Here is an 18343-nt window from a genome sequence, read left to right on the forward strand (position 1 = left end):
GCGGAGGTACCCCACCCGATGACTGAGCTTTTCGATTTGTCTTCCCCCTGGCTGGCCGCACTGGGACCCGCGCTCGTCGCGGTGATTGCCGCACTCGTCGTCCACCGCATCGGCGGGCTCGTGCTGATGCGCACGACCCAGTTCTCGCCGGTCCTGCACAACATGGTGAAGGCGGCGCGCAAGCCCGCGCAGATTGCGCTGCCGCTCATCGCGCTGCAGGCTGTCTGGCAGGCGGCGCCGGATGACCTGCGGTTCATCGGCAGCATCCGTCACTTCAACGGGCTGGCGCTCATCGCTTCGTTCACGTGGCTCCTCATGTCCGTCATCCGGGGCATCGCCGACGGCATCATCGCCCAGCACCCTTCGGACGTGCAGGACAACCTGAATGCCCGACGCATCTTCACCCAGGCGCGCGTGCTCTCGCGCACCGCGATGTTCATCGTGCTGCTGGCCGGTGCGGCCATGATGCTCATGACCTTCCCCGGCGCGCGCCAGGTCGGCGCGAGCCTGCTGGCCTCCGCGGGTGTGGTCGGCATCGTCGCCGGTATTGCAGCGCGGCCGGTGTTCAGCAACCTCATTGCCGGATTGCAGATCGCACTCGCGCAACCCATCCGAATCGACGACGTGCTCATCGTGCAGGGCGAATGGGGCCGCGTGGAAGAGATCACCGGCACCTACGTCGTGCTGCGCATCTGGGACGACCGGCGGCTCATCATCCCGCTGCAGTGGTTCATCGAGAACCCGTTCCAGAACTGGACGCGCAACAGTGCGCAGATCATGGGCTCCGTCTTCTTCAGCGTGGACTACGGCATGCCGGTGGCCGCCATCCGCGCCGAGGTCGAGCGGCTCGTGCCGACGCTGCCGGAGTTCGACGGCCGCTTCTTCAACCTGCAGGTCACCGACACCACCGAGAAAACCGTCCAGCTGCGCGTTCTGGTGACGGCCGCTTCATCCAGCCTCGCTTTCGACTTGCGCTGCAAGGTCCGCGAAGCGATCATCGATTTCATGCAGCGCGAATATCCCCAGCACCTGCCCACCCTGCGCATCCGTCCCGATGCCGGGTCGGATGCCTTCGAAACGCCGGCAACCCCCTGATGTCGTGAAAGCCAGTGACCGCTTCACCCGCTGGCTGGCTTATCTCGTCGTCGGGGCGTTCGGCGCGGTCGCCATCTTCTGCTCATGGACCTACGGCCGCGCCGTGTGGATGTCATGGCAGGCAAGTGACTGGGTCGCGGTGCCCGCGCAGGTGGATCACTGGGAGGTCAAGTCGACGACCAGCACCACCAGCCGGGGCATCCGCACCCACACGCAGGTCGTCGCGCAGTACCGCTACACGTGGCAAGGCCAGGACTATGCCAGCACGCGCGTGGGTTTCTCGCGCGGCACGGACAATTTCTCCGACGACTTCCGCCGCCGCGCCATTTCCGCGCTGCGCGATCCGCCGGCCGGCCACGTCGTCGCGTGGATCGACCCGGAGCGCCCCGGCTACGCGGTGCTGGTGCGCAGCCTGCCCTGGGAACAGGCGCTGTTCATGGCGATCTTCCTCATCATGCCGTGCGGCATTTCCACCTTCGCGATGATCGCGGGCCTCGACCTGCTCCGCATGCGTCTCTTCGATGCCCGCGATAACCCGGCGCCCATCGGGAGCATCTGGGCGCTGCTGCACGGTGCCACGGCCATCCCGATCATCGCGCTGGCGCCGCCCGGCGCGTTCGGCTTCGGGCCATGGCTGTTGATCGGGCTTCTGCTGACGATCGCCGCTTTCGGGTTCAAGGGTCTGGTTGCCCGCCTGACAGAAACACCGCACGCTGCGGGCAAGGGCCTGACGCACCCACGCTGATTCCCCGTTCACCCAGAAAGGTCTTTCTATATCGATACGATTCAGATATATCTAAATTGAATCGATATAGAACCATGCGCCATGCGCCCGATTTCGGACACCATGAAGGCCGCCGCGGCCGCTTTTTCAGCCACGGCGGGCTGCGCTTCGTACTTCTGCAGCTCATCGCCGACAAGCCCAGCCACGGCTACGAGCTCATCCGCACCATCGAGGACCGGCTGCAAGGCCTTTACAGCCCGAGTCCGGGCGTCGTCTATCCCACGCTGACCCTGCTGGAAGAACAGGGCTACATCTCGCAGGCCGCACAGGGCGACGGGCGCAAGCTCTGCACCGCCACCCCCGCCGGCCTCGCGCTCCTGCAGGAAAACCGCGCAGCCGTGGACGAACTGCTGGCCCGCATGGGAGGGGACGGCAAGCCCCCTGCCGCGCGGCCGCCACAGATCGAACGTGCGCTGCACAACTTCAAGATGGCTGTGCGGCTGCGTCTCTCGCGCGATGCGCTGAGCGACGACCAGGCCCATGCCATCGCCGCCATCCTCGACGAGGCGGCACGCAACATCGAAAGAACCTGACCGAATGACTACCGACAACATTTCCACCCCTGCTTCCGCGGCCGTCCCTGACCGCACGCCACGACGCGTACGCCACGATGTGCGTTTCCGCATCCTCGAAGTGCTGCGCGTGACACGCGTCACGCCGCATCTGGTGCGCGTCACGCTCGGCGGCGACGAACTCGAAGGCTTCACCAGCCTCGGCTTCGACGACCATGTGAAGCTTTTCTTCCCCGATGCCACGGGCGTGCTGCCGCGCCCCGTCATGGGCCCGGACGGCCTGAACTTCCCTGGCGGCCGCCCGCCCATGCGCGACTACACACCGCGCAGCTTCGACGCCGCAGCGCGCACGCTGGACATCGAATTCGCCGTGCATGAAGCCGGCCCCGCCACCGACTGGGCCGTGCGCGCCAAGGTCGGCGACAAGCTCGGCGTCGGCGGCCCGCGCGGCTCGTTCGTCATCCCCATGAATTTCGACGGCTACGTGCTCATCGGCGACGACACCGCTCTGCCCGCCATCGCGCGCCGCCTGGGCGAACTGCCAACGGGTGCCAAGGTCACCGTGCTGGCCGAAGTGGACAGCGCGGCCGACGAACTGACATTCGAGACGAATGCCGACCTCACCGTGCATTGGGTGCATCGCAACGGCACGGGCAACCCGCTGCCGGCCGCCTTGCGCGCCGCGCAACTGCCGGCCGGCGACATCTACACCTGGGTCGCCTGCGAATCGGGCGTGGCCAAGGAACTGCGCGCCATCCTCGTCGGCGAGAAGCAGCTCAACAAGGCCTGGGTGAAGGTGGCGGGCTACTGGCGGCGCGGCGCTGTGGCCACGCACGACACGCACGAGGACTGAGGCACAAGCCCGTCCCAGCGCCGTCCATAATCGGCGAATCGCGGCCCGGTCTCGGGCCGCTTTGCTTGGAGCCCCATACATTGATTGACCGTTTGACTCGGACGGTCGTCGCGTATAAAATTTTATACAAACAAATTTGTGAACGACGACAAGGAAATTCGCTGGGTTGGCTCCTCCTACGACGATCTTCTGGCCTTCCCGCAGGAGCCACGCAAAGAAGCCGGTTTTCAGTTGAGCAAGGTGCAGGCGGGTCTCGATCCGACGGACTGGAAGCCGTTCGACGATGTGGGTGCCGGCACACGGGAGATCCGCATCAAGGACACGGATGGCATCTATCGGGTGATGTATGTCGCCAAATTTCCCGAAGCAATTTACGTCCTGCATTGCTTCCAGAAAAAGACCCAGGCAACCAGCAAGCAGGACAAGACCGTCGCAGAAGCACGCTACCGCGCCGTACTGAATGCAAGGAAGACAAACCGATGAAAGTCGACACCGCAATCCGCCATGTCACCCAACCGGGCACCAACCTTTTTCTTGAGTTGGGCTTTTCGCCCCAGGAAGCCAGAACTCTTCAGCAAGCCGCGCGCAAACAGATCAATGACACGCATTTGCTCAAGCAACAGCTCATGGAAGAACTATCGACATGGATCGAAGAGCATCATCTGAAGCAGGCGGAGGCCGCCGCCATCTTGATGGTTTCGCGTCCACGCGTGTCCGACGTCGTCAACAAGAAGACCTCGAAGTTCACCATCGACACCTTGGTCGAAATGCTCAGCCGCGTCGGTAAACCAGTCAAGCTGGCGGTGGGCTGAGTCATCGATGTCCAGTGGAATCGTGAAAATTCCAGACAACAGGCCCGGCGCGCCATCGCACACGCCCATGATGGCCCAGTACCTGGGTCTCAAGGCGGACTTCCCCGACACCTTGCTGTTCTATCGCATGGGGGACTTCTACGAAGTCTTCTATGCCGATGCGGAGAAGGCTTCGCGGCTGCTGGACATCACGCTCACGCGGCGCGGCATGTCGGGCGGCGAGCCGGTCGTCATGGCTGGCGTGCCTTTCCATTCGGTGGAGACGTATCTCGCCCGGCTCATCAAGCTGGGCGAGTCGGTCGCCATCTGCGAACAGGTAGGCGATGTCGCCACGGCCAAGGGGCCCGTGGAGCGCAAGGTGGTGCGGGTGGTGACGCCCGGCACGCTGACCGACTCCGAACTGCTCACCGACAAATCCGAATCCGTGCTGCTGGCCGTGCATCAGGGCCCTCGCAACACCTGCGGCCTCGCGTGGATGGCGGTGACGCAGGGCGAGATGCAACTGGCCGAGTGCGACGGTGACGACCTTGCGGCGTGGATCACTCGCATCACGCCGAGCGAACTGCTCTACAGCGCCGAGATCACCGCTGCGCTCGAGCAGCGCCTGAAGGCCGCCTGCAACGGCACGTTGACCGTGCGCGCTGCATGGCAGTTCGACCCGGCGCTGGGCCAGCGCAAGCTGCTGGAGCAACTCGGCGCAGCCAGCCTCGCGGCCTGGAGCGCGGAGGCCCTGCCGCAGGCGCACGCCGCCGCGTCGGCACTGCTGGGTTTCGCCGAGCACACACAGGGCCGCGCACTGTCGCACCTGCAAGCCTTACGCGTGCAGCGCAGCGACGAACTGCTCGACCTGCCGGCCACCACGCGGCGCAATCTCGAACTCGTGCAGACGCTGCGCGGCGAGGACTCCCCCACGTTGTTCTCGCTGCTGGACACCTGCATGACCGGCATGGGCAGCCGTCTGCTGCGCCGCTGGCTGCTGGAGCCGCCGCGCGACCGCGCCATCGCGTCCGAGCGGCTGGACGGCATCGCCGCGCTGCAGGTGCCCGCCGCGGATGGCACTGCGCCGTGGTCGTCGCTGCGCACGCAGCTCAAGGGCATGAGCGACGTGGAACGCATCACCGCGCGTGTGGCGCTGCGGCAGGTACGGCCGCGCGAACTCGTGGCGCTTTGCCAGTCGCTGGAGAAAGCGCGCAAGCTCTCGCCGCTGTTGCCTGAGGGCGGCGCCGCCCTCGCGCGCGCCGCGCAGCACCTGCAGCCGCCGCTGGACTGCGCGCAACTTCTCGCGCGCTCGCTGCTGGAAGAACCAGCGGCGCTCGTGCGCGACGGTGGCGTCATCGCCAACGGCTTCGACGCCGAGCTCGACGAATTGCGCGCCATCCAGGACAACTGCGACGGCTTCCTGCTGGAGCTCGAAACGCGCGAACGTGCGCGGACCGGCATCGCCAACCTGCGCGTGCAGTTCAACAAGGTGCACGGTTTCTATATCGAGGTGACGCAGGGCCAGCTGGACCGCGTGCCCGACGACTACCGCCGCCGCCAGACGCTGAAGAACGCCGAGCGATTCATCACACCCGAGCTCAAGGCGTTCGAGGACAAGGCGCTATCCGCGCAGGACCGCGCACTGGCCCGCGAGAAGTGGCTGTACGAGCAGTTGCTCGATGCACTGCAGCCGCATGTGCCCGCGCTCACGCGCCTGGCCCGCGCGCTGGCCACGGTGGATGCACTGGCCACGCTGACCGAGCGTGCCCTGACGTTGCAGTGGTGCCGGCCGCAGTTCGTCAAGGAGCCGTGCATCGAGATCCGCGCCGGCCGGCACCCGGTGGTGGAAGCGCGGCTCGCCGAAACGACCGGCGGCAGCTTCATTCCCAACGACACGCAGCTCGGCCCCAAGGCCCGCATGCAGATCATCACCGGCCCGAACATGGGCGGCAAATCGACCTACATGCGGCAGGTGGCGCTCATCGTGCTGCTTGCGTCCATCGGCTCGTATGTGCCGGCCACCTCGTGCAGGCTCGGGCCCATCGATGCCATCCACACGCGCATCGGCGCGGCGGACGACCTGGCGAACGCGCAGTCGACTTTCATGCTGGAGATGACCGAGGGCGCGCAGATCCTGCACGCCGCCACCGCGCAGTCGCTGGTGCTGATGGATGAGATCGGGCGCGGCACGTCCACCTTCGACGGGCTCGCGCTCGCGTCCGGCATCGCAGCGCATCTGCACGACAGGACGCGCGCGTTCACGCTCTTCGCCACCCACTACTTCGAGCTGACGGAATTCCCCGCCAGTAACCACGCCGCCGTGAACGTGCACGTGAGTGCGACCGAAACACCCGGCAAGGGCGGCACCGACATCGTGTTCCTGCACGAGATCCAGAGCGGCCCGGCCAGCCGCAGCTACGGCATCCAGGTGGCGCGGCTGGCGGGCATGCCGGCCGCCGTGGTGAACCATGCACGCCATGCGCTGGCGGCGCTGGAAGACGGTGCTTCGCAGACGCGTGCGCAGGTGGACCTGTTCGCGCCCCCGCCCGCCGCCGAGGCCTTGCCGCCCAGCCCCGTAGAATCGGCCCTGTCCGCGATCGATCCCGACGCACTGAGCCCCCGCGAGGCGCTCGACGCCCTGTACTCGCTCAGGAAAATCCTCAAACAACTCGACCCATGACTTACTGCGTCGCCATCAAACTCAATGCCGGGCTGGTCTTCCTCTCCGACTCGCGCACCAACGCCGGGCTCGACCAGATCAGCTCCTTCCGCAAGATGATCGTCTACGAGAAGCCGGACGACCGCTTCATGGTGCTGCTGTCGGCCGGCAACCTGTCGATCTCGCAGTCTGTCCGCGAAATCCTGCAGGTGGAAAAGCTCAAGGAAACAGAGGACGGCGAACCGCTCACCATCTGGAACGCCAAAAGCATGTTCGACGCCGCACGTGTGCTCGGCTCGGCCGTGCGCCGCGTGTACGAGCGCGATGCGAAGTCGCTCAAGCAGGCGGGCGTGGAGTTCAATGTCTCGCTGATCTTCGGCGGCCAGATCAGGGGCGAAGGCATGCGCCTGTTCCAGGTGTATTCCGCCGGCAACTTCATCGAGGCCACGCCCGAGACGCCGTATTTCCAGGTGGGTGAATCCAAGTACGGCAAGCCCGTGCTCGACCGTGTCGTCACCCCCGAAACGCCGCTGGACGAAGCCGCCAAGTGCGCGCTGGTCTCCATGGATTCGACGCTCAAGTCCAACCTGTCCGTCGGCCTGCCGCTGGACCTGGTGGTCTACGAAGCCGACCAGTACCGCACCGACCGCGTGATCTGCATCGACGACCAGAACCCCTACTTCCGCATGCTGCGCGGTGCCTGGGGCCAGAAGCTGCGCGAGGTGTTCGACAGCATCGAAGATCCGGCATGGAACGGCGGCCAGACCGAAGTGCCGCTGCTCGTGCCGTCCATCCGCGCCAAGCCGCTCAGGAAGATCAGCACCCCCGACGAGCGGCTGATCTGACTGCCGGCGCTGCTGCATGTCCCTGGTCATCTTCTCCCACGGCAACAGCTTTCCGGCGGGCACCTACCGCATTCTCTTCGAGAGCCTGAAGAAGCGCGGCTTCACGGTGAAGGCCGTCGAGAAATTCGGGCATGACGAGAAATTTCCCGTCACCAGCAACTGGCCGAACCTGGTTCAGCAGCTCGCTGAATTCACGGAGCGTGAGACCGAGCGCGCTGGCGAGCAGGCCTTCCTGGTCGGCCACTCGCTCGGCGGTTTCCTGAGCGTGATGTGCGCGGCGCGGCACCCCAAACTCGCGCGTGGCGTGCTGATGATCGACTCACCGCTGCTCGGCGGCTGGCGCGCGAAGGCGCTCAGCGTGGCCAAGCGCACCCAGCTCGTCGGCTCCATCTCGCCCGGGGCCATCAGCCGCAAGCGCAAGAACAGCTGGCCCGACGCCAAGGCCGCGCTGGAACACTTCCGCCACAAGAAGGCCTTCGCCAGCTGGGACCCGCAGGTGCTGCAGGACTACATCGACCACGGCACGCACGACGAGGACGGCAAGCGCGTGCTCGACTTCGACCGCGACGTCGAGACCGCGATCTACAACACCCTGCCCCACAACATGGACCGCCTGCTCGCACGCCATCCGCTCAAGTGCCCGGCCGCCTTCATCGGCGGCATGGCGTCGGAAGAGATGAAGCAGGTGGGCATGGCGATGACGCAGCAGATCACCGGCGGCCGCATCATGATGCTCGACGGCTCGCACCTGTTCCCCATGGAAAAGCCGCTTGCCACCGCCGCCGCCATCGAGGCGGCGCTGCGGAACATGGGTTCAGCCTGACCAGGTCACCCAGCCCGTCCACGCCGTCAGCAGCACCACGCAGCCGAACGCGATGCGGTACCAGGCGAACGGCACGAAGCTGTGCGAGGCGATGTAGCGCAGCAGCCATCGCACGCAAATCCAGGCGCTGATGAACGAAAACAGAAGGCCGACACCGAACATCGGGAGGTCGGCCACGGAGAGCAGCGCGCGCTCCTTGTAGAGGCTGTAAACGCCCGCGCCGATCAGCGTGGGAATGGCCAGGAAGAAGGAGAAGTCAGTCGCCGCCTTGCGCGACAGGCCCAGCAGCATGCCGCCGATGATGGTGGCGCCGCTGCGGCTGGTGCCGGGGATCATGGCCAGGCATTGCACCAGGCCGACCTTCAGCGCGTCCAGCGGCGTCATGTCGTCCACGCTGTTCACGCGCACGGCCGTCGACTGGCGCTTTTCCGCCCACAGGATGATGAAGCCGCCGACGATGAAGGCACTCGCCACCACCGTGGGGGTGAACAGGTGGGCCTTGATCATCTTGCCCAGCAGCAGGCCCAGCACCACCGCCGGCAGGAAGCCGATGGCCACATTGAGCGAGAAGCGTTGCGCCTGCCGCTGCGTGGGCAGCGCCACGAGCGTCTCGCGGATCTTCTGCCAGTACACGATGATCACCGCCAGGATGGCCCCCGTCTGGATGGCGATGTCGAACACCTTGGCCTTGGCGTCGTCGAAGCCGAGCAGCGCGCCCGCCAGGATCAGGTGCCCGGTGGAGGAAATGGGAAGAAATTCAGTGAGGCCCTCGACCACGCCCATGATGGCGGCCTTGACCAGCAAAACGATGTCCACGCGTATTCCTTGAACGGGGCGATTGAAACCGGGCGATTATCCCGCGCCCTGCCTGACTGATCGGCACAAAGCACCTTGCATTTCGCACCGGTTTCCTGCATTTCGCGCCGCCGGGCCCGCATTCCGTCGCAGCCCCGTCGCGCCCGTCAGCCGGGCCCGGCACAGTCCGTCCATTCCAACACCGCCCGGAACCACCGCCATGAACCTCCTCGCTATCCTCACGCACACCCCTGCGTACGTCTTCGTCCTGTTCGCCGCCCTGCTCTGGCTGGGCGTGAGCCAGCTGTTCACCCGCAAGGTCAAGCTCCTGCGCGTGGCCATCATGGGCCTGGGCATGGCCGGGCTGTCGCTCTACGGCGCCCTGTCGGCCTTTCCCGGCCAGTTGCTGACGCTGCCGGTCTGGCTGGCGGTCGCCGCCGTCACGTTCTTCGTCGTGCAGCGCATGCCGCTGCCTGCGGGCACGCAGTACGACGGCTGGCAGCAACGCTTCACCGTGCCGGGCAGCAAGGTGCCGCTGGCGCTGATCATGGCGGTGTTCTTCACCAAGTACGTGGTCGGCGTCGCGATGGTCATGCAGCCCACCCTGACGCACGACACCACCGCAGCACTGGTCATCAGCGCGCTCTACGGCCTGTTCAGCGGCATGTTCGCCGGCCGGTCGATGCGCCTGGGCAAGCTGGCCCTGCGCGCCGAGCGCAGCGGCGCGAACATGGCCTCGGCCTGATGCTCGCCGCGCCCTCTCCACTTTCAGTCAGAATCCCACGATCATGCAAGACCGCTACACCCCCGACGACGAACTCGACCGCCTGGCACGCCGCCGCGCCGGCGCCAAACTGGGCTGGTTCGCGCACGCCACCGTCTACGTGCTGGTGAACATCCTCCTGTTCTACATCGCCACCACCAAGGGCACCAGCCGCTGGAACATCTACCCCGCCATGGGCTGGGGCCTGGGCCTGGCGATGCACGGCATCGGCGTGTTCGTGCTCGGCCCGGGCAGCAGCCTGCGCGAGAACATGATCCGCCGCGAGCGCGAACGCCTCGAGCAAGAGCGCAACCGCCGTCCCTGAGCGGCACCGGCACCGGAAAGCAGACGCAGCCATGCCGACAAGCACGCAAACCAGCCGCCCCGACATGGCCAGCCTGCTGAACCACTTCGTTCACACGGTGGCGTTCTGCCTGTCGATCTCGGCGCTGATGTTCTTCTTCGCTTCCGGCACGCACGCCTCCTCGTACGCGCATCCGCTGGTCTATTCGCTGGCGATCGGCATCATCACCTGGGCCATCATCGACATCGGCCGCTTCGTGCTGCCGCTGGACCCCGACAGCGGCTGGCCGCGCGGCTTCGGCGGCATCTTCATCGTGGCGCTGGGCATCACCGTCGGCTTCGTGGGCGGCACCTTCATCGGGGACAGCATCATCGGCCAGTCGTCGTGGAAGGACCTGCCGCGGTCCGACCTGCGCATGTCGTGGATCATCACCATCCTCGCGGGCGTGGCGGGCAGCATCTACTTTTATTCGCGCAGCCGTGATGCCCGGCAGCAGGCGCGCATCCAGCTCGCGCAGCGCGCGGTCGCCGAGGCCAAGCTCAAACTGCTCGAAACACAGCTCGAACCGCACATGCTGTTCAACACGCTGGCGAACCTGCGCGTGCTCATCGCCACCGACGCGCCGCGCGCACAGGACATGCTGGACCGCCTGATTGCTTACCTGCGCGCCACGCTCAGCGCCTCGCGCGTGCTCGCGCACCCGCTGTCCAGCGAATTCGCCCGGCTCGACGACTATCTGCAGCTCATGGCCGTGCGCATGGGCGAGCGCCTGAGGTACACGCTGACGCTGCCGCAGGACCTGCAATCCATCACCGTGCCGCCGCTGCTGCTGCAACCGCTGGTGGAAAACGCCATCAAGCATGGTCTGGAGCCGAGCCTGGAAGGCGGCGAGATCCGCGTGAGCGCCACGCGCGAAGGCATGCGCCTGCGGCTGGACGTGGAAGACACCGGTGTGGGTATGCCGGCGTTCGCGGCCAGCACCAGCGGCGCGGGCTTCGGCCTGTCACAGGTGCGCGAGCGGCTGGCCGCCGCCTACGAAGGCAACGCCCTGTTCGAAGTAGTGGCGGGCCTCGAAAGCGGCACGCACATCATCCTGCGCCTGCCCATCGGCATGGATACGCTCGACGCCACGACGGAGGCCGCATGAGCCGGAAGACGACAGCCGTGATCGCCGAAGACGAACCCCTGCTCGCGCAGGCGTTGCGGGCGGAACTCGCCAAGGCCTGGCCTGAACTCGAAGTGCTGGCCACGGTGGGCGACGGCGCATCCGCCGTGAAAAAGGCGCTGGAGCTGCGCCCCGACGTGCTGTTCTTCGACATCCGCATGCCACGCATGAGCGGGCTCGAAGCCGCTGCTGAACTCGCGGATTCGTGGCCGCCCGAAGATGCGGGCGACCTGCCCTTCCCCGCGCTGGTGTTTGTGACCGCTTACGACCAGTACGCCGTGCAGGCTTTCGAAGCGCAGGCGGCTGATTACGTGCTCAAACCCGTACAGCCCGAGCGCCTGCAGAAAACCGTGGCCCGAGTGCAGCAGACGCTGGCTACCCGAAATCCGGCCGCCGCATCCCAGGCGCTGGACGACACCGTGGCGCAACTGCGCGCCTTGTTGGGTGGTATGAACGTGGGCGGCTCGAATGCGTTACAGGTGACTGCTGCACCTGTGGCGCCGCTGCAGGTGATCCAGGCCAGCGTGGGCAGCAGCATCCGCATGGTGCCGCTGACTGACGTGATCTACTTCGAGGCGGCCGACAAGTACGTCCGCGTGCTCACCGCCGGGCATGAATACCTCATCCGCACGCCGCTCAAAGACCTGCTGCCCCAGCTGGACGCCAATGTCTTCTGGCAGATCCATCGCGGCACCGTGGTGCGCGCATCAGCCATCGACGCCGTGCACCGCGACGAGGCCGGCAAGCTCAGCCTGAGCTTGCGCGGTCACGTCGACAAACTGCCGGTCAGCCGCCTTTACGCGCACCTGTTCAGGGCGATGTAGGCGTCCCGCTGGCGCTCAGCGGCGATGATGGCCATGCCCACGGCCATGGTGCCAATGCGGCGGCCCCGGACGCACCACCACCGGCGGCGAGTAATAGATCGGGCGCGGCTGGTAGTAAACCGGCGGCGGGGGCGCGTAATACACCGGCGCGGGTGCCGAGTAGTACACAGGGGGTGCCGGGCGGTAGTACGGACGCGGCGCCACATACACCGGGCGCGCGTTGCCGGCGCTCACCACCACGCCGGGGGCGGCTTGCACGCCCACCGACCAGTACACATCAGACGCAGCGGCGACGCCCGCGCCGGCCAGACCGGCAACAGCCACGGCTCCGGCAATCAGATAACGGTAAGTTCTCATCGTTTCTCTCCTTGGGTGCAGGCAGACGGAATGCGCCTTGCCCGTATTTAACGCGCCAGCCCTGATGCAAATACAGCACGCCGCGTCAAAGTAGTCTCCGGACGTAACGGCGCCCGGCCCCTAAAATGCCCCGATGAGCTCTTCCGCTGACAAAGACACAACAAAACCCGCCAATTTCCTGCGCCAGATCGTCGAAAACGATGTGGAAAAGCACACCTACGCCGCCCGCCACTGGGGCGGCAGCCCGGGCGACGCCGCCCACCACCAGGCCGGCCCGGCCGACCCGTCGCCCGTGCGCCTGCGCTTTCCGCCCGAGCCCAACGGCTACCTGCACGTCGGCCACGCCAAGAGCATCTGCCTGAACTTCGGCTTGGCGCGCGACTTCGGTGGCATCTGCCACATGCGCTTCGACGACACCAACCCCGAGAAGGAAGAGCAGGAATACGTCGACGGCATCCTCGATGCCGTGCGCTGGCTCGGGTTCGACTGGCAGGCCAACGGCACCGACCATCTCTACTACGCGAGCAACTACTTCGGCTTCATGTACCGCGCCGCCGAACACCTCATCGAGACCGGCAACGCCTATGTCGACGAGCAGACGCCTGAAGAAATGCGCGCCAACCGCGGCGACTTCACCACGCCCGGCAAGAACAGCCCCTTCCGCGACCGCACGCCCGCAGAGAACCTCGCCCGCTTCCGCGAGATGAAGGACGGCAAGCTGCCCGACGGCGCGGCCGTGCTGCGCGCCAAGATCGACATGGCCTCGCCCAACATCAACCTGCGCGACCCGGCCATCTACCGCATCAAGCACGCCGAGCACCACAACACCGGCAACACCTGGTGCATCTACCCGATGTACACCTTCGCACACCCCATCGAGGACGCGCTGGAGAACATCACCCACAGCATCTGCACGCTGGAATTCGAAGACCAGCGCCCGTTCTACGACTGGCTGCTCGACCGCCTGCGCGAAGGCGGCCTCATCAGCTCGCCGCAACCGCGCCAATATGAATTTGCGCGGCTGAACCTCACCTATGTGATCACCAGCAAGCGCAAGCTCAAGCACCTGGTGGACAGCGGCATCGTCACCGGCTGGGACGACCCGCGCATGCCCACCATCGTCGGCCTGCGCCGCCGCGGCTACACGCCCGAATCCATCCAGCTCTTCTGCGAACGCATCGGCGTCACCAAGGACTACAGCTGGATCGACTACGCCAACCTCGACGGCGCCCTGCGTGACGACCTCGACCCCAAGGCCGCCCGCGCCATGGCCGTGCTCGACCCCGTGAAGCTCGTCATCACCAACTGGGACGAAGTCATGGGCGCCGGCAAGCTCGACGACTGCAGCGCCTCCGTGCACCCGCACCACGCCGAACGCGGCAAGCGCGAATTCAAGTTCGGCAAGGAACTCTGGATCGAACGCACCGACTACGAAGAAGTGCCGCCCAAGGGCTACAACCGCCTGTACCCCGGCAACAAGGTTCGCCTGAAATACGGCCACGTCATCGAATGCACCGGTGCGGTGAAAGACGCCGAAGGCAAGGTGACGGAAGTGCACGCCAACCTCATCCCCGACACCAAGAGCGGTACGCCGGGTGCAGACGCCATCAAGGTCAAGGGCGTCATCACCTGGGTGGGCGTGAGCGATGCGGTGCCTGCGGAAGTGCGGCTGTATGACCGCCTGTTCACCGATGCGCAGCCGGATGCGGGTGGCAAGGACTACCTGACCCTGCTCAACCCGGATTCGCTGAAGGTGACGAACGGGTATGTGGAACCGTCACTGGCGAAGAGCCAGCCGGATGAGAAGTTCCAGTTCGAACGTCACGGGTACTTTGTGGCGGATCGGAAGGATCATCAGCCGGGGAAGCTGGTGTTCAATCGGGTGACGGGGTTGAAGGATAGTTGGACAAAGTAACCGCCCTCTACCTAAATGTCTGCGAAAAAACCCTCCAAAGACCACAAGGCGGACCTCGGCCCGAGTTTAGACAAGGTTCTGGTAGGAGATGCACGCCTTCTATCAAGAGAGCTTCCTACTGGAAGCATCGACGTAACCATCACGTCACCTCCCTACTTTGACATGAAGGACTATGGGAGAGCCAATCAGATTGGCTATGGTCAAGACTATGCAAACTATCTAAAAGATCTCACTAACGTTTTTTCGGAAGTGCATCGCGCGACCAGGGCAACGGGATCTCTTTGGATAATTATTGACACTTTCAGAAAGGGACAAGAAGTTGTCCCTTTGCCGTTCGATCTGGCCAATCACCTCAAGGCTGCCGGCTGGATCCTCAGGGACATCGTAATCTGGAAGAAAGATCGAACAGTTCCTTGGAGGGCTCAAGGCGCGACGCGCAGAATATTCGAGTACATACTAATCTTCTCTCGTTCTGCGGGCTCATTTAGATATGACCATGAAAAGTTTCGAGATACAGTCGATATCAAGAAGTGGTGGGTCAGGTATCCCGAACGATACAACCCGAAAGGTAAGGCAGCAGAGGAGATATGGTCATACAGCATCCCAACTCAAGGATCATGGGGAGATCGATACATCGGGCATTTTTGTCCTCTTCCAAGCGATCTGGTTTCCAGAATAGTCCAAATGACAACCGACGTCCGGGATGTAGTGCTTGATCCATTTTCCGGCTCAGGAACGGTTCCAACGGTAAGCAAGTTGCTTGATCGGCATTTTGTCGGATTTGAACTCAATCGAAGCTACGTTACTCGCTTCGAGAAGCATTTAAAAAGTGAGCTGGAGAAACAACGACAATTAAGTCTAATTCCCCAGTCGCCTAGACACGAAGAAGACTTCCGAAACACGATTATTTCCTTGAGAATCCTGAAGTACGGTCGCCTACTGCTTCGCGCTCTCAAGAAAGAGTTTCTAGAAAAACACATCACCGTCCTTGCATTTAGATCTGCAAGAAAGACCAGCGAGCCACACAAAATCGTTTGCGCCGAGTACGTTGTGTACTCCAAATCAAAATCAGTGCTGTCTAAAGTTCAGCTTTTAGTTAAAGAAATCACTGAGCGTCCTCCATTTTCAAAATTTGGAATTCAACCGACACTTCTTTTCGCGCACGACTCTTCAGAACTAGAGGAGAAGCGTCGAGTAGCCACATACTTTCTTTACACAAGCACCAATTCCCATCACTACTCTGGAAAGCTTTTGACAGCAGACGAAGTTTTCAAAATTGACGGGATATTGTGTAGCCCTATCGGCGTTCAAGTGGAGGAGCCTGATGCCTAAGAAGCCAACTAAGAAAGTAAAGAAAAAAATTGATCCTCAAAAGCTAATACAGCGACGTCATCGCTTGACGAATCGCGCTATTTTTAAGCGCCTGGGATTCACTTGGATAAAGTCAGATGGATTAACTTTCAAATTCCAAGAAAGAACCGGTGAAATCGATGACATTCTTATTTACGAGAACATTATCGTCATCACTGAATACACGACCGGAAAAGGCGATAGCGGGCACCTGACAAAGAAATCCATTCTTTACGAGAAAATTTTGAACAGCAAAGAGGATTGGATTTCTGAGTATCAAACGTTGAATGAAAGCTTTGGAGAAATAATTAAAAGACAAAGCTACGAACTAGTCGATTACCAATTATTCATTGTCTATGCCTCCCAGCAGGGAGTTGGCGAGGAAATATCAAACGCCTTCCAGCATTACAGATTCTTTGATGGGACTATTTCTCGATACTTTGACGCCCTGAGCAAAACCATTCATCAATCTGCACGTCATGAGTTTTTCAACTATCTAGGCGTTGATCTTGAGAAAGTTGGTCAGCGAGTTCTAACGTCGTCAGGGCAATCACAAACGTTCTCAGGGCATCTTCTCCCCGAAGGCAACAGCGGATATCCGAAAGGCTTCAAGGTTGCATCTTTCTATGCAGACCCCGCCACATTACTTGAGATTTCATACGTACTTCGCCGCGACAGTTGGAGAGATCAAGACGGGCTCTACCAACGCATTCTTATCAAGTCGAAGATAGCAAGAATGCGTCAATATTTGACAACACAAAGACGCGTTTTTGTTAATAACATCATTGTGACACTTCCGAGCGAAGCGCGGCTTCTAGATCCGAAGTCACAGTCTCAAGTTGACCCTTCCTCAGTCTCTCGAGTTCAGGCAATTAATCTCTCTGTCCCAATAAAGGCGAACATGGTCGGCCTAGTGGATGGTCAGCATCGAGTCTTCTGCTACCACGAGTCACCAGGGGACCCTCTCGAGAAAGAAATTTCTCGGCAGAGACAGCGACAAAATTTACTAGTAACTGGCATCATTTTCCCCGCTTCGTGGAAGGACGCGGAGCGACGCGAGTTTGAGGCAAAGCTATTCTTAGAGATCAACGATACACAAGCAAAAGCCAAGTCAGTGCTCAGGCAAAGCATTGAAGTTCTTCTGAATCCGTTCTCTACCATTGCAATCTCAAAAGAAACTGCCAATCGTCTGTCGCGCCGAGGTCCGTTAGCCAAGCTACTTCAGACGAACTTTTTTGATCCCCCAGATAAGATCAAAACCAGTTCCATTGTGAGTTATGGTTTGAGCCCGCTAGTTAAACTAGAGGGGAGCGATTGTTTGTATTCCATTTGGAAGCATCAGGAGAAGGGGCTGCTGCTAGATAAAAAAGCTGCGAAGTCTGACAGGGAACGTGTTCTGAGCGAATACATTGATTTTTGCGTTCTGGAAATTTCTACCTTTTTTTCATCAATTAAAAGAACTCTGCCGACAGATGATTGGCAACCGAGCTCCAAGAGGCAGAAGCACGCACTAAGTCCCACAACGATAAACGGGTTCTTTGTTTGTATGAGACTTTTGATCGAAGCTAAATTATTAGGATCAGAAGATTTCTATCTAAAGAAGTTGTCTAAGCTGAGCTCGGTTCAGATGCAAAGCTATAAATCAAGTGCATGGAAATCGCTCGGCGAGGATATATACCGGACGTGTTTCACTTAACGGATATCTCAATATTTTTGGCAGCGCACAAGCCTTCGGGATTCTTGACGCATAAGTCCCCTCTCGACCCTCACGAAACCCGTATCGTCGTCCAGGCTGTTCGTGACCAGATCGGCCAACACGTCTATCCCGTCCATCGGCTCGACAAGGGCACCTGCGGCGTCCTGCTGCTCGCGCTCAATCCGGATGCGGCACGTTCACTCACGCAGTCTTTCGCCACGCAGCAGGTGCGCAAGCGCTATCTGGCTTTCGTGCGCGGCTGGCCGCCGGAGACGGCGTTTGTGGACCATGCGCTGAAGCCTGACGACGCGCCGGCCGACGCGGCCGCGCAGTCGGCGCAGACACGGTTCACGAGGTTGGCGTGCTTCGAGATTCCCGATTCGGCAGACGGCCGCTTTCCGACGACGCGTGTGGCGCTGGCGGCGGCGGAGCCGCTGACGGGGCGGCGGCACCAGATACGGCGGCATCTCAAGCACATGGCGCATCCGATCATCGGCGACGCGACGCATGGCAAGGGGCCGCTGAACCGCTGGTGGGCGGCGCGGCTGGGCCTGCAGCGGCTGTGGCTGCATTCGCAGAGCCTGGCGTTTCCGCATCCGGAAACGGGCGAGACGGTGACGGTGGAAAGCGGGCTGCGCTGGGTGCCGGGCGTGTCGGGCGATTCGCCGGGCGCGGGTGAGCTGGTAGCTTCGCCTGACGTGGCGGAGCTGGAGCCGGTGCAGCAGTGGCTAGGCTTGTGGGCTCATCTGCGGACCTTTGCGGTTCAGCCCTGAATACCCAATTTGGGTACGCGCGTACCCAAATTGGGTAAC

19 protein-coding genes are annotated in these 18343 nt (G+C 62.5%); 17 read left to right on the forward strand and 2 right to left on the reverse strand.

Translation table 11 applies throughout. The annotated features are described in order from the left end of the window. Positions 1–18: 18 nt before the first annotated feature. From ACO2Q9_RS01945 to ACO2Q9_RS01985, 9 genes are all read left to right on the forward strand, one after another. Entirely contained in the window at positions 19–1095 is a 1077-nt protein-coding gene (locus ACO2Q9_RS01945) for a mechanosensitive ion channel family protein (protein WP_423307762.1), read from the forward strand. A 4-nt stretch (positions 1096–1099) separates the two neighbouring features. Then, positions 1100–1840: a DUF3592 domain-containing protein gene (locus ACO2Q9_RS01950; RefSeq protein ID WP_423307764.1), complete on the forward strand. Its 741-nt coding sequence runs from the start codon at positions 1100–1102 to the stop codon at positions 1838–1840. Between the two features lie 74 nt (positions 1841–1914). After that, entirely contained in the window at positions 1915–2412 is a 498-nt protein-coding gene (locus ACO2Q9_RS01955; protein ID WP_423307766.1) for a PadR family transcriptional regulator, read from the forward strand. Between the two features lie 4 nt (positions 2413–2416). Continuing rightward, entirely contained in the window at positions 2417–3244 is an 828-nt protein-coding gene (locus tag ACO2Q9_RS01960; protein WP_423307768.1) for a siderophore-interacting protein, read from the forward strand. A 138-nt stretch (positions 3245–3382) separates the two neighbouring features. Beyond that, on the forward strand, positions 3383–3727 hold the full coding sequence (locus ACO2Q9_RS01965) for a type II toxin-antitoxin system RelE/ParE family toxin (RefSeq protein WP_423307770.1): 345 nt from the start codon (positions 3383–3385) through the stop codon (positions 3725–3727). Continuing rightward, entirely contained in the window at positions 3724–4056 is a 333-nt protein-coding gene (locus ACO2Q9_RS01970; RefSeq protein WP_423307773.1) for a helix-turn-helix domain-containing protein, read from the forward strand. The genes ACO2Q9_RS01965 and ACO2Q9_RS01970 overlap by 4 nt, the downstream gene beginning before the upstream one ends. A gap of 67 nt (positions 4057–4123) precedes the next feature. After that, positions 4124–6715: a DNA mismatch repair protein MutS gene (gene mutS / locus ACO2Q9_RS01975; RefSeq protein ID WP_423309886.1), complete on the forward strand. Its 2592-nt coding sequence runs from the start codon at positions 4124–4126 to the stop codon at positions 6713–6715. Then, positions 6712–7539 (forward strand): peptidase, encoded by an 828-nt coding sequence (locus tag ACO2Q9_RS01980; RefSeq protein WP_423307775.1) that lies wholly within the window; start codon positions 6712–6714, stop codon positions 7537–7539. The genes mutS and ACO2Q9_RS01980 overlap by 4 nt, the downstream gene beginning before the upstream one ends. 16 nt (positions 7540–7555) lie before the next feature. Then, on the forward strand, positions 7556–8362 hold the full coding sequence (locus ACO2Q9_RS01985) for an alpha/beta hydrolase (RefSeq protein ID WP_423307779.1): 807 nt from the start codon (positions 7556–7558) through the stop codon (positions 8360–8362). Here the strand turns inward: ACO2Q9_RS01985 and ACO2Q9_RS01990 are convergent. Then, positions 8354–9178 (reverse strand): undecaprenyl-diphosphate phosphatase, encoded by an 825-nt coding sequence (locus ACO2Q9_RS01990; protein WP_423307782.1) that lies wholly within the window; start codon positions 9176–9178, stop codon positions 8354–8356. The two genes, ACO2Q9_RS01985 and ACO2Q9_RS01990, sit on opposite strands and share 9 nt — an antisense overlap. A gap of 199 nt (positions 9179–9377) precedes the next feature. Here ACO2Q9_RS01990 and ACO2Q9_RS01995 point away from each other — a divergent pair, with 199 nt between their 5' ends. The 4 genes from ACO2Q9_RS01995 to ACO2Q9_RS02010 are packed head-to-tail and all read left to right on the forward strand — an operon-like array spanning position 9378 to position 12213. Beyond that, entirely contained in the window at positions 9378–9902 is a 525-nt protein-coding gene (locus ACO2Q9_RS01995; RefSeq protein ID WP_423307784.1) for a DUF6622 family protein, read from the forward strand. 43 nt (positions 9903–9945) lie between these two features. After that, positions 9946–10245, forward strand: coding sequence for a 2TM domain-containing protein (locus ACO2Q9_RS02000; protein ID WP_423307786.1), 300 nt, complete (start codon positions 9946–9948; stop codon positions 10243–10245). Positions 10246–10276: 31 nt separating this feature from the next. After that, positions 10277–11371 (forward strand): sensor histidine kinase, encoded by a 1095-nt coding sequence (locus tag ACO2Q9_RS02005; protein ID WP_423307788.1) that lies wholly within the window; start codon positions 10277–10279, stop codon positions 11369–11371. Further along, positions 11368–12213, forward strand: a complete 846-nt coding sequence (locus tag ACO2Q9_RS02010; protein ID WP_423307790.1) for a LytR/AlgR family response regulator transcription factor — start codon at positions 11368–11370, stop codon at positions 12211–12213. Before ACO2Q9_RS02005 ends, ACO2Q9_RS02010 begins: the two co-directional genes overlap by 4 nt. Positions 12214–12228: 15 nt before the next feature. Here ACO2Q9_RS02010 and ACO2Q9_RS02015 read toward each other — a convergent pair whose 3' ends face one another. After that, positions 12229–12570, reverse strand: a complete 342-nt coding sequence (locus tag ACO2Q9_RS02015; protein ID WP_423307792.1) for a hypothetical protein — start codon at positions 12568–12570, stop codon at positions 12229–12231. 133 nt (positions 12571–12703) lie between these two features. Here ACO2Q9_RS02015 and ACO2Q9_RS02020 point away from each other — a divergent pair, with 133 nt between their 5' ends. From ACO2Q9_RS02020 to ACO2Q9_RS02035, 4 genes are read left to right on the forward strand one after another with little or no spacing between them, the layout of a single operon-like run. Then, the gene (locus ACO2Q9_RS02020) at positions 12704–14485 is read left to right on the forward strand and encodes a glutamine--tRNA ligase/YqeY domain fusion protein (protein ID WP_423307794.1); all 1782 of its coding nucleotides are present in this window, start codon (positions 12704–12706) and stop codon (positions 14483–14485) included. 15 nt (positions 14486–14500) lie between these two features. Further along, the gene (locus tag ACO2Q9_RS02025) at positions 14501–15817 is read left to right on the forward strand and encodes a DNA-methyltransferase (protein ID WP_423307796.1); all 1317 of its coding nucleotides are present in this window, start codon (positions 14501–14503) and stop codon (positions 15815–15817) included. Beyond that, positions 15810–17531: a DGQHR domain-containing protein gene (locus ACO2Q9_RS02030; protein ID WP_423307798.1), complete on the forward strand. Its 1722-nt coding sequence runs from the start codon at positions 15810–15812 to the stop codon at positions 17529–17531. The genes ACO2Q9_RS02025 and ACO2Q9_RS02030 overlap by 8 nt, the downstream gene beginning before the upstream one ends. Beyond that, the gene (locus tag ACO2Q9_RS02035; protein ID WP_423309888.1) at positions 17510–18304 is read left to right on the forward strand and encodes a pseudouridine synthase; all 795 of its coding nucleotides are present in this window, start codon (positions 17510–17512) and stop codon (positions 18302–18304) included. The genes ACO2Q9_RS02030 and ACO2Q9_RS02035 overlap by 22 nt, the downstream gene beginning before the upstream one ends. Positions 18305–18343 lie beyond the last annotated feature (39 nt).

The organism is Variovorax sp. VNK109, assembly GCF_049445855.1.
Taxonomy (GTDB): domain Bacteria; phylum Pseudomonadota; class Gammaproteobacteria; order Burkholderiales; family Burkholderiaceae_C; genus JAGOCV01.